This is a genomic window from Chitinophaga sancti, assembly GCF_034424315.1.
GTDB lineage: Bacteria > Bacteroidota > Bacteroidia > Chitinophagales > Chitinophagaceae > Chitinophaga > Chitinophaga sancti.
On record NZ_CP139972.1, the window covers coordinates 6658643 to 6671130 of the forward strand.

The window sequence follows — 12488 nt, forward strand, 5'->3', positions numbered from 1 at the left end:
CATGAAAAAATATATGCTCATCACCCTCCTGTTTTTCAGTTCATCCTGCAGTAAATGGCTGGATGTGAAGCCGCAGGATGGTATTATCCGCGATAACTACTGGCAGAATAAAGAGCAGCTGAAAGCTGCCGTTATAGGCTGCTATTCTTCATTGCTGAATAACTGGCTGGTGACTGAACTCTTCGCATGGGGAGAACTGCGGGCCGATATGGTGAATAGTACGCTGAACACTACGGTAGATGAGGTCAATATCATGCAGGCAAATATTCTCGCTACCAATACCTACACCAGCTGGGCAGGTGTATACAGCACTATCAATTACTGTAACACCGTCATCGGCTATGCTGCAAAGGTGATGCAAACCGATAAGACACTCACACAGGAAGCCCTGGATGGCTACCTCGCAGAAGCGCATGGGCTGCGGGCTCTCATGTACTTCTACCTCCTCCGCACTTTTGGTGAAGTGCCCTTGCAATTGAAAGCAACGGATAGCGACAATAGCCTGGATCAGCTGGAGAAAAGCACACAGGACCAGGTCTATGCACAGATCCTCGATGACCTCTCATTTGCAGAAACCCATGCATTGGAAACCTACGGTTCTACAGCACAGGACAAAGGCCGCCTGACCAGGTATGGGATCTATACACTGGAAGCCGATGTATACCTCTGGAATGAAAAGTATGATAAATGTATCGAAGCCTGTGACAAAGTGATCAACTCCGGCCGCTATGGCCTGATGGATGGCAGTGTACAATCACAGTGGTTCAATAATGTCTTTTATATGGGCAACTCTGCCGAGAGCATCTTCGAATTTCAGTTTGATGCGCAGCAGCTAAATCCTTTCTATTCCATGTTTATAGTATCTGCCAATCGTTTCATTGGTGCATCCAGGGTAATGGATGAGATCTATGGAATAGATCTTACCGATGCGACAAAAAAAGACATTCGTGGAGATGGTGGTAGTATCAGGGCAACAGATCAGATGATCTGGAAATTTGCCGGTGCTACGGGTGGCGCTACACCGGTGGCCAGGGGTGCTACAGATTCCTGGGCACACTGGTTTGTATACCGCTATGCTGATATTCTCCTGCTCAAGGCGGAAGCCCTGGCATGGGTGGAGAGAGGGCCGGAGGCACTGGACCTGGTGAGCACCATTCGTACACGGGCAGGTGCTATCGACGCAACGTCAGAATCCCCGGACCCTAATTCTGCAATAGACGTATCCAACTATATCCTCAATGAAAGAGCCCGTGAATTTGCCTTCGAAGGCAAGCGGTGGTTCGACATACTGCGCCATGCACAACGCGATCATTACGCGCATCTTTCCATCATGCTCGATATGGTCGCAATGACAGCACCCGGCAATATGCAACAGTCAATTATCAATAAATACAGGGATGTACGCAGCCATTATTTACCCATCAACCAGTATGAGTTACAAGCGGACAAAAAACTGGTACAAAACCCGTACTACCAATGAAAGCAGGCTATATTATTCTCCTGATGCTGTGCTGTGCAGCTTGTAAAAAAGCTCCCATTATTTCGCAGACCTCTGATGAAGTGACTATTATCGGTTACCTGGAAAAAGATCCGGAGCAATTCTCCGGATTCCTGAAGATCCTCAAGATCACCGGGGATGAGGGATTCCTGGGCGTATACGGATCTTACACCATCTTCGTTCCCAACAATGATGCAGTCGCTTCTTTCGTGAAGAGTTCTGGTCATAACACGCTGGAATCAATAGATGTACAGCAGCTAAAAGATCTGGTGAAGTTTTGTATCCTGCAGGATACGATCAATACCACTGCCTTTTCCGATGGCAAGCTGCCACAGCTCACCATGTATGGGCAATACCTCATCACCGGTGCCAATAACACAGATGGTGTAACCAGGATCACTGTCAACAGGCAGGCGAAGATACTAAAGGCAAATGTCCGCGTCAGCAATGGCATCATTCACGTAGTGGACAATGTGTTGACACCGGCCACGCAAACACTGGCAGCTATGCTGGCCAGTAACCCGAAGTACAGCATCTTTACACAGGCACTGAGAGAAACAGGGCTCTTTGATACCCTGAATATACCGGCATCCGGCAATACAGATAGCGCCAGCACCTGGCTGACAGTCCTGGCAGAATCTGACTCAGCCATCAATGCTGCCGGCTTTAGTACATATGCCGGTCTAAAAGCCCGTTATTCACATACCGGAGACCCAACGCAACTGGATGATAGCCTCCACTTATACGTAGACTACCACATTCTATACGGTGTAAAATACCTCGCCGATATAGTCATGTCCACTTCACATACTACCCTGGCGCCATTGGAAGTTGTGACGTCTAAGCTCTCCGGGCAAAAAGTACTGATCAATGATGACGACTTCAATGGCGTGCATGAAACCGGGGTAGAACTGGATAGAAGTACTTCAGATAATTCCGCAACGAACGGTGTGTTACATAACGCTCTCGGGCACTTCGCCGTCAAGATCAGGAACCCGGTACCGGTGTACTGGGATGTAGCTGACTTCCCTGAAATCCGCAACCTGCCTGCTTATTTCCGCAAGCAGAACTACGTGTATTCACTCACGAATATGCCATCAGGGTTCTCTGTTCCCGGTCCTTCTGCCATGACTTATGCCGTAGCCAGCACCTACGTAAATGGTGATTTTCTGATGATACCCCTGGGTGGCCCCGGGCGCAGTGCTTACATGGAGATGAAGACGCCGCTGCTGGTAAAAGGAAAATACAAAGTATGGATCTGCTATCGTGTACAAAAACAGTCCTCCAGCTCCAACAACCTGAATCAGATCTCTATAGACGGTGAGGTGATGCAACGTACCATGAACTTTACAACGGCCATGCCGGCCACTACCGAAGGCGAAATGGAAGCACAGGGCTGGAAATGGTACACCGATCCTACCTCCAACAGCTGGGGGGCACGACTGGTGGGTACCATTGAAATAAAAACCACCGAACGCCACACCCTCCGCTTCACCACCCTGACAGGCACACAGAACAATAACAATCTGGACATGATCCACTTTATCCCGCAGGATATGGATCAGCTCTATCCACGTTTCAAAGCTGATGGTACACCAGTGCCAAGGCCCTGAATCCAAATTTTGAATGATGATACGATACCTGATCATACTAGGCTTATTGCTGGGCATATCCTGCCGGAAAGAGAAATGGAATGACCGCAACAAGCCCGCGAACTCACAAAACCTGTTACAGACTATACAGGCCAATAATGATCTGAGCCAGTTCTATCAGTATCTGGTGAAGACGGGATATGATAAAGTATTGGCTTCTTCCAAAACCTTCACGGTATGGGCACCTGTCAATAGTGCATGGGCAGGTGTAGACCCTGCATTGCTGAACGACACGGCCCGCTTACGACTGCTCATCGCGAATCATATCACTACCCTGTCATATACTGGTAGCGCCGGTGAACAACGCATAGCCACCCTGAATGGAAAGAAAATCGCATTCACATCCGGCAGTATAGAAGGTATCAAGGTAAGTGTGGCAGATCAATATGCGGCTAATGGCGTATTGCAGGTGATCGATGCAGCAATCATTCCAAAACAGAATGCCTGGGAGTATCTGAGCAGTACCCGTACACAACAGAACACCTTCCTGCAATCCCTGGCATATACCGGCATCGACACGGCTACCGCAGTACAGATTGGCGTGAATCCCACTACCGGTGCACCCATCTATAAACCCGGTACCGGCGAAGTAGCATTGAATCATTTCCTGGAAAGGATCAATATTGATAGTGAAGATTCCCTGCTCACCTATGTGATCTTAGCGGATGATGTCTATAACAGCGAGCAGCAAAAGCTGACTAAATATTTTACTGACACGACGGCAGCGTTAACTGATACCACCACCCAATGGAACCTGGTCAAAGATCTTGCATTCAATGGCGTGTACGATAAAGATCACTTACCTGAAACACTCTATAGTATCCGCGATAGTGTGAAGTTCCATATCAGCAGCCATGATATTGTCAGTACACAAAAGGTGAGCAATGGGGTTGTTTTTATTGTCAATCATATCGACTATGAACTGGCGACTAAGATCAAACCCGTTATCATAGAAGGGGAATACTTTAATGGTGTAAAGGATGCAACGAAGACTATTGCGATCCGTACCCGTGTGAACCCTGCTACAGGCGCTATTTTCAAGGATGTATACATGTACAATTACGGGCAGGCTTCCTATTGGTTGCGTTACAATGCGCGATTAAATACTGTGGCATACCAGGTCTACTGGGTAGCTGTCAATGATGTGCAGACCAGCACATTCCCCATGCGCATCACTTTTGGCGATCCTGCTGTCACTACCTTACCCTATACAACTGTTCCGCTGCTTAGTTACAATGAGCAGTATATAGGCGACTATACCAATGTACGCTATGGTGTGCGGGATGTATACCTGGTTGGCAATTCGGTCACTACCAATGGCAACAATACCATCCTGCTGGATTATATCAAACTGGTACCTATTCTGAACTGATCATCTCAATTTATTATGAAGGCATTTATTTACATAGCGCTGGTGGTTCTATTGGGGGTGCATGCAAAGGCGCAGGATACTGTAGTCGTAACGGGCCTGATTAGGGAAGCGGCTACCGGTATAGCATTGCCCGGTATCAATATCAGTGTGCCCGGGTTCTCTGCTTCCATCACCAATGAGAAAGGAGCGTTCAGGATCAAAGCCCCTGATTACCGTGCTGCGCTTAGCGTTTCCGGCCCCGGTTATCAAACGAAGATCATTACCCTCAATGGAAGGCATATGGTCACTGCCAGCCTGCACGAAGCAGGATTTAATTCTATTTACGATCGTAAGCAGCCAACAGACCCTGTCACTACTATCAATACTATTGACAACTGGCAACAGATCACGACCTCTCCCGAAAACTATTTACAGGGCAGGGTGCCGGGTTTACAGGTCACCAGGCGTTCTGGTACACCCGGCATGGGGGCTGATCTGTTCATGAGGGGATATACGTCTTTGTACGCTACCAACCGGCCACTGGTAATAGTAGATGGCATGATCTACGATACCAATGAATACGGCGGTTCACTGATCAATGGGTATGTGAATAACCCCCTGGCCGATATTGATATCAAAGATATCGACAACATTACAGTAATGAGAGATGGTACCAGTACTTATGGTACCAAAGGGGCCAATGGCGTAATCCTGGTTACGACTTCTCATGCAAAAGAAATAGCTACCCGGATTGATTTTGGCATCATGGGAGGATTCAATACAGCGCCAGCAAAAATACCGGTGATGGAAGCGGATGACTATCGCTTATATCTCTCTGATTTGCTGCAAAGCAGTGGTAAAACACCAGCGGAAATAGCCGCATTACCTTTCATGAACGATCAGCCTAATGCGGATTATTATCGCTATCACAACAATACTGACTGGCAGCAGGAGGTGACCCGGCAAAGTTTCAACCAGCAGTATTTCCTGAAAGTGGCCGGTGGTGATGATATTGCTACCTATGGTTTATCCCTGGGTTATCTCAAACAAAGCGGTACCATTCGCCGTACAGATGTAGGTCGCTATCAAACCCGTTTTAATGCGGACCTGAACCTGTCAGCAAGACTAAAGGCCGCGATCAACCTGGCTTTCACCAGTAATACCCAAAAGGATAAAGACCAGGGAATTTCACCAAAAACAAATCCATTATACCTGGCGCTCGTCAAGGCGCCCTTCCTGAACCGGCAGGCTATCAGCGATGAGGGTATTGCCTCTCCCAGCCTGGCAGACTATGACATCTTTGGTGTCTCCAATCCTGTAGCCATCATTGATAAAATGCAGGATGTAAACAAAAACTACCGCTTCTTTGGGAGTATCCGCTTCAATTATCAGCTTACAAAAAATATCACGCTCAATACACTCACCGGCATCACCTTCGATAAGGTGAGAGAAAACTTTTTCATCCCGGAGAGCGGTGTGAAACCAGATACCTTGTCAAATGCGGTAGCCTACAATCGTTCGGGGAGCAATGTAGAAAGGCATTACAGCCTGTACAACGATACCCGCATTACTTACGAAAAACAATTTAACCGGGAACATCATCTCACTGCAAACCTCGGTCTGCGCTACAGCAATAATAACAGTGAGTCCGATTATGGCCTGGGTTACAACTCTGCCACCGATGAATTTGTGAGCGTAGGCATGGGGCAGAACCAACTCAGGAAAGTCAGTGGCACCATTGGCAAATGGAACTGGTTGAATACTTATTTCAATGCCGGTTATGCATACAGAGACAAATACTTTCTGAGCTTTAACCTGGCGGTAGACGGTTCTTCCAGGTATACATATACCCGCAACCAGTATGCGGTTATGCCCGGTTTATCTGCCGCCTGGCTCATTGTTTCAGATAAGAATAATATTGATGCGATTAAGCTCCGGGCAGGCCTTAGCAAAACCGGTAATGATGATATTGGTAATTATACTTCCAGGCAATACTACATCTCTCAGCACCTCTTAGGTTTACAGGGCATCGTCCGTGCAAACATTGCGAACCCTTCCCTGAAATGGGAGACAGTTACTAAATACAATGCAGGACTGGATGGCGCTTTTTACAATGAAAGGCTGAGTTTTAGCCTGGATGTATTTCAGCAGCGTACTACAGATATGCTGACCTTGGAACCCGTAGCCGCTGCTACAGGATTCGATCACGTGGTGACTAACAATAGTGCCATGGAAACCCATGGAGTAGAGTTATCACTCTTTGGCCGCGTAGTAGACCATACCCTGAAATGGGATGTGGGGCTTACCTTATCCACCTATAAAAATAAGATCACTAAAATACCGGGCAGGCAGCTGCTCACGACCTATGCCGCTGCTACCGTACTCACTGCAGAAGGGCATGCAGCTAATCTTTTTTATGGCTATAAAACCAATGGCATTTACAGAACCAATGAAGAGGCGCTCAAAGATGGTATGGGCGCACAAGGTGGTGATGTTCGCTTTGTAGATACCAATGGCGATCATAAGATCGATGAACATGACAGGCAGATCATCGGTGATCCTAATCCGGATTTCACAGGCGCATTCACAAACCATTTATCATGGAAACGCTGGACACTGGATGCAATATTTACTTTCAGTCATGGCAATGATATCTACAACTATACCCGGGCAAACCTGGAGGCAATGAGCAATTATAACAACCAGACCCTGGCTGTCCGTAACCGCTGGAGACAGGATGGGCAGCAAACTGATGTACCCCGTGCGGTCTGGAACGATCCTAACGGTAATGCACGGTTCTCCGATCGCTGGATGGAAGATGGCACTTACCTCCGCCTGCAACAGCTCAGCCTCTGTTATGAACTGACATTGAAACACGGCGCTATGAAGTATGTACGCATCTCTGCTACGGCCAATAACCTGTTCACACTGACTAATTACCTGGGCTTTGATCCTGAGTTTAGTAATGGGAATAGTGTCTTTACCCGTGGCATCGATGATGGCTTATTTCCTCAATACAGAACGGTACAATTAGGTATCAGGATGGGCTTATAAAACTTACAGGAACATGAAACGATTACTCTATACTGCACTGCTTTGTTGTACGCTATTATGTGGCTGCAAAAAACTGTTTGACATCAAACCCAAAGAAGCATTGGATCACTCAGCAGTGTACCAGAATGTAAATGATGCAGATGCTGCCGTGATTGGTATTTACGGAAAGCTAATGGGCCTTTCGGCCCGCTATATGATCCTCAATGAACTGAGAGGCGACCTGGTAGATGTAACTACTTCCACCACAGATAAGTACCTGCAGGAGCTTAATATACATGATGTGAGTACGGATAATACCTACGCTGATCCCCGCCCATTTTATGAAGTGATCATGAATTGCAACGATGCGCTGAAGAACTTCGATGCCATGCTGCAGGATAAGCGGATGAGCAACGATGATTATATACTCCGTTACTCAGCAGTAGGTGCCATCCGTTCCTGGCTTTATCTGCAATTAGGAATCCATTATGGTGAAATACCCTACATCACAGACCCGCTGGAGACGATAGATGCAATTAAGGATGCAGCCAGGTTTCCCCGTATTAGCTTCGATGAATTGCTGGATAAACTTGTCACTTTTACAGAAGGGCTGCCTTACAAATATCCTTTCCCTGCAGGTACCTCATTGCTCATTACAACGGATGGTTATTCCACCGAAAAGTTCTTTATCAATATCAAATGCCTGCTGGGTGAATTGTATCTCTGGAAAGGGAATTATACACAGGCTGCCCTTAACTACAGGGTGATGATGAACTATGCAGATGTGCTGTATCCTGCCATGAACAGTGAGCAATGGTACGAGGTATATAGAATCGGCTACACCGCCAATCTGTCCGGCGCACTGTGGAGTAACATCTTCAGTCAGCCCTACGGGGAGCGTTATTCAAACTATGAAATCATCTGGAACCTGCCATTCGATAAGAACTTTGCACCCTCCAATCCTTTCATAGCGCTTTGTGACAATATCAGAGGGAGTTATCAGATCCGTCCTTCAGAGCTGGCAATTGCTAACTGGAATAAGCAATTCAGAAGTGATAACACACCGGTAGATCAGCGTGGGCCGAATGTTTCTTATAAGTATTCAGGCACGCAACCGGTCATCAAAAAGTACACCTACAACTATAATCCTTTGCTACCTTTCGAAACCAACAGCAAATGGATCCTGTTCCGCGCAGCAGCATTGCATTTACACTATGCAGAAGCCGCCAACCGGGATAACCGTGATAAAATTGCCTATGCATTGATGAATACCGGCATTAAGAACACCTACGACCCTGTATACATGGCCACCGGTGTAACAGGAGGAGAGGGGCGTAATGTTACAGATATAGAACAAACCAAAGATGTAGCTCCTTATGACTTTGATGCCCGTGATGGCAACTATCCGCAGTTCCGCAATGTCTGGTATCGTAATATAGGCGTACGCGGTAGAATGGGGTTGAAATCAGTAAAGGTAGATTCAACCGGGGTATTCGATATGAGCAATCCATTACTGACGGATAAACCTGTCATTAACAGGCCGGAGCTGATCAACAGGATGGAAGATTTGATCATAGACGAGGATGGCCTTGAACTGGCCTTTGAGGGCTATCGCTGGCCGGACCTGCTCCGTATTGCACTTCGCAGGCAAGCTACTGATCCTGCCTGGCTGGCTAACAAGATCGCTGCCAAATTTATAGCTGCCCATGATAGCCGGGCAGAAGCCGTAAGATCAAGATTAATGAACAAAGCAAACTGGTACTTACCGTTTAAATGGTAAATTATGATGCACTTCTTATTCCTGCTTTTATTTGCACCTGTTGAAAAACTGGACCGTGGGCTCATTGCCATTCCGCAGTCAGCTACAGAGACTTTCCTCAGCTGGCGGCTGCTTGCTACAGATCCGGCTACGATCACGTTCAATATCTACAGGCAATCGAATGGTAAATTGCAAAAGCTGGCTTCACAACCGGTTACCAACTTTGTGGATAAGCATACGGATATTCACCATGCGCAGACCTACGTGGTTAAGTCTGTCATTAATGGCAAAGAAAGCAGCACTGCTACTTTCACAATCCCTGCAGATGCGCCCATTCAGCAATACCTGGCTATTCCTCTTAAAACTCCACCCGGCTATACACCCAACGATGCCTCAGCCGCTGACCTGGACGGTGATGGCCAATACGAGATCGTCCTGCACCAAACCGGCCGGGCCAAAGACAACTCACAATCAGGCATCACTGATCCGCCTATCTTCCAGGCTTATAAACTGGATGGCACCTTCCTCTGGGAAATTAACCTGGGCCGCAATATCCGCGAAGGGGCTCACTACACCCAGTTCATGGTCTACGACCTGGATGGTGACGGCATCGCGGAATTTGCCTGTAAAACCGCTGATGGCAGCATCGATGGCAAAGGCAGGGTAATCGGGGATAGCACCAAAGACTACAGGACCCTGGACCCCACTTCCAAATCCTACGGCAGAATCCTGGATGGCCCGGAATACTTCACCATCTTCAGCGGCAAAACCGGCGAAGCCCTGGCCACGGCCGATTACATTCCCGGCCGTGGGGATGTCGGTGCCTGGGGCGGGTATGGTGGCAATGGGGGTACAGACCACTACGGCAACCGTGTAGACCGCTTCCTTGCCTGTGTTGCTTACCTGGATGGTGAACACCCCAGTGTGGTGATGTGCAGGGGCTATTATGGTCGTATCGTACTCGCTGCCTGGGATTACCGCAATGGCACACTCAGTTCCCGCTGGGTATTCGATACCGAAGATGGTCGCAATCCTTACTCCGGCATGGGTAATCATAACCTGAGCGTAGCCGATGTGGATAATGATGGTAAAGATGAGATTATCTACGGCTCCATGTGCGTAGATGACAATGGCAAAGGATTATATACCACTGGCCTGCGTCACGGCGATGCCCTGCATGTCGGGGATCTGGACCCGGATCACCCCGGCCTGGAAGTATTTGGTATTCATGAACTGGAAAACGGTGCAAAAGGTACCGGGGCTGCAATGTACGATGCCCGTACCGGCGAAATCCTCTTCAGGGGCTCCATTGATCAGGATGTAGGCCGTGGTGTAGCAGAGAATATCGATAGCAGTCGCGGTGGTGCCCAGCTATGGTGGTCAGGCTCCAAAGGCTTGTATGATACCAAAGGAAACCGTATCGGGGATGCGCCCCGTTCTACCAACTTCCTTATCTGGTGGGATGGAGACCTGAGCCGCGAGCTCCTGGATGGCAATCATATAGACAAGTATGGCAGGGGCACCATTTTTACGGCAGAAGGTTGTGTGGCCAACAATGGAACCAAGGCAACACCGGCGCTGACAGCTGATCTTTTTGGCGACTGGCGGGAGGAATTGGTCATGAGAACAACAGATAATCAATCATTGCGAATTTATACCACGACCATCCCTACCACCCACAGGATCATTACTTTAATGCAGGATCACCAGTATAGAATGAGCATAATATGGCAGAATGTAGGCTATAACCAGCCACCCCATACAGGGTTTTATCCCGGAAAGTTTTAATTTTGCACTGCAATAGAATGTGCAATGAACTTTTATACTAGAAAATGGGTAAAACCGGAGGATCTGAATGCTCACGGTTCTTTGTTCGGCGGTAGTTTATTATCCTGGATCGATGAAGAGGCAGCAATTTATGCCATCATCCAGTTAGGTACAAACCGTTGTGTGACCAAGTACATGTCCGAGATCAATTTCATCAGCTCTGCGAAGCAGGGCGACATCCTGGAATTGGGAATCAAGGCCATTCACTTTGGTACCACCTCTCTGACCCTTACCTGCGAAGCCCGTAATAAAATTACCAAGAAGAGCATCCTGACCATCGATAAGATGGTATTTGTGAGTGTGGATGAAAATGGGAAACCATGGCCACACGGTAAAACAGAGATCACTTACACCGACGAGCGCCTGCGCGAGGAGTAATCGCAGAATTTATAATTCCACCATTCGTGGTATCCTGTATGTATACAGGGTGAAGGGAATTGTTTATAGAAATGGCAGCAACACTGCCATTTCTATAAACAATTGCTTTTATACTATCGTCTGTTTGAGTTTTACCGGGTGATCGCTCTTTGCACGCATTTTCAGATTTAATAATTCGATAAATACGGAGAACGCCATCGCAAAGTATATATAGCCCTTTGGAATGTGCTGGTCAAATGCTTCTGCCAGTAAAGACACCCCGATGAGTAATAAGAAGGACAGGGCCAGCATTTTCACTGTAGGATGTGTGTCTACAAACTTGCTGATCCCTTCAGCTGCCAGCAGCATAATACCCACTGCTATGATCACCGCTGCAATCATAATTTCGATATGATCAGCCATCCCCACCGCAGTGATTACAGAGTCCAGTGAAAAGACGATATCCAGTAGCAGGATCTGGATAATAGTCTGGGAAAAACCGGCTACTTTAGGCGCATTAGTGGAATGCTCATGGCCCTCCAGTTTTTCATGAATTTCAGAGGTGCTTTTGTAAATCAAAAACAGCCCTCCAATAAGCAGGATCAGATCTCTGCCGGAGATTGCTGCCATCTCCAGCCATTTCGGATTTTGAATGCCAATCCAGCTACCCGGGTTGAAGAGCGGTGTAGTCAGTGACATAATCCAGCTAATAGACATCAGTAAGCCAACCCTGATGAACATAGCCAGGGTCATCCCCAGCCTTCTGGCTTTCTTTTGTTTGTCTGCCGGTAGCTTGCCGGCAAGGATAGATACAAATACAATGTTGTCTATTCCTAACACAATTTCAAGTACGCTCAGGGTCAACAGGCTGATAAGAGAATCAACTGTAAATAGATTTTCCATGACAATAGGTTTTATTTAGTTCGCAGGGGCAAGATAGATCAGAATTCTCATTTGGCAGTCCGCAGGCCATTCACTTTTCAAAAAATCTGGTTCATCGGTCATGAACTG

At 47.4% G+C, this 12488-nt stretch carries 8 protein-coding genes; 7 read left to right on the top strand and 1 reads right to left on the bottom strand.

Features of this window, described 5'->3' with window-relative positions:
• Position 1: 1 nt before the first annotated feature.
• The 7 genes from U0033_RS26270 to U0033_RS26300 are packed head-to-tail and all read left to right on the top strand — an operon-like array spanning position 2 to position 11498.
• The gene (locus U0033_RS26270; protein ID WP_072360804.1) at positions 2–1480 is read left to right on the top strand and encodes a RagB/SusD family nutrient uptake outer membrane protein; all 1479 of its coding nucleotides are present in this window, start codon (positions 2–4) and stop codon (positions 1478–1480) included.
• Positions 1477–3111 (top strand): fasciclin domain-containing protein, encoded by a 1635-nt coding sequence (locus U0033_RS26275; protein WP_072360806.1) that lies wholly within the window; start codon positions 1477–1479, stop codon positions 3109–3111. Before U0033_RS26270 ends, U0033_RS26275 begins: the two co-directional genes overlap by 4 nt.
• Before the next feature lie 13 nt (positions 3112–3124).
• Positions 3125–4522, top strand: coding sequence for a fasciclin domain-containing protein (locus tag U0033_RS26280; RefSeq protein WP_072360808.1), 1398 nt, complete (start codon positions 3125–3127; stop codon positions 4520–4522).
• Between the two features lie 15 nt (positions 4523–4537).
• Positions 4538–7555, top strand: a complete 3018-nt coding sequence (locus U0033_RS26285) for a SusC/RagA family TonB-linked outer membrane protein (protein ID WP_072360810.1) — start codon at positions 4538–4540, stop codon at positions 7553–7555.
• A 13-nt stretch (positions 7556–7568) separates the two neighbouring features.
• Positions 7569–9314, top strand: coding sequence for a RagB/SusD family nutrient uptake outer membrane protein (locus tag U0033_RS26290; protein WP_072360812.1), 1746 nt, complete (start codon positions 7569–7571; stop codon positions 9312–9314).
• 3 nt (positions 9315–9317) lie between these two features.
• Positions 9318–11081 carry a rhamnogalacturonan lyase gene (locus U0033_RS26295; protein WP_143150721.1) on the top strand — a complete coding sequence of 588 codons (1764 nt, stop codon included), beginning with the start codon at positions 9318–9320 and terminating at the stop codon, positions 11079–11081.
• 24 nt (positions 11082–11105) lie between these two features.
• Entirely contained in the window at positions 11106–11498 is a 393-nt protein-coding gene (locus tag U0033_RS26300; protein ID WP_072360816.1) for an acyl-CoA thioesterase, read from the top strand.
• Between the two features lie 108 nt (positions 11499–11606).
• Here U0033_RS26300 and U0033_RS26305 read toward each other — a convergent pair whose 3' ends face one another.
• Positions 11607–12380: a TerC family protein gene (locus U0033_RS26305; RefSeq protein WP_072360818.1), complete on the bottom strand. Its 774-nt coding sequence runs from the start codon at positions 12378–12380 to the stop codon at positions 11607–11609.
• Between the last annotated feature and the right edge of the window lie 108 nt (positions 12381–12488).

Coding starts and splice junctions, on each gene's coding strand:
- U0033_RS26270 (WP_072360804.1), top strand. CDS start 2: ATGAAAAAATATATGCTCATCACCCTCCTGTTTTTCAGTTCATCCTGC.
- U0033_RS26275 (WP_072360806.1), top strand. CDS start 1,477: ATGAAAGCAGGCTATATTATTCTCCTGATGCTGTGCTGTGCAGCTTGT.
- U0033_RS26280 (WP_072360808.1), top strand. CDS start 3,125: ATGATGATACGATACCTGATCATACTAGGCTTATTGCTGGGCATATCC.
- U0033_RS26285 (WP_072360810.1), top strand. CDS start 4,538: ATGAAGGCATTTATTTACATAGCGCTGGTGGTTCTATTGGGGGTGCAT.
- U0033_RS26290 (WP_072360812.1), top strand. CDS start 7,569: ATGAAACGATTACTCTATACTGCACTGCTTTGTTGTACGCTATTATGT.
- U0033_RS26295 (WP_143150721.1), top strand. CDS start 9,318: ATGATGCACTTCTTATTCCTGCTTTTATTTGCACCTGTTGAAAAACTG.
- U0033_RS26300 (WP_072360816.1), top strand. CDS start 11,106: ATGAACTTTTATACTAGAAAATGGGTAAAACCGGAGGATCTGAATGCT.
- U0033_RS26305 (WP_072360818.1), bottom strand. CDS start 12,380: ATGGAAAATCTATTTACAGTTGATTCTCTTATCAGCCTGTTGACCCTG.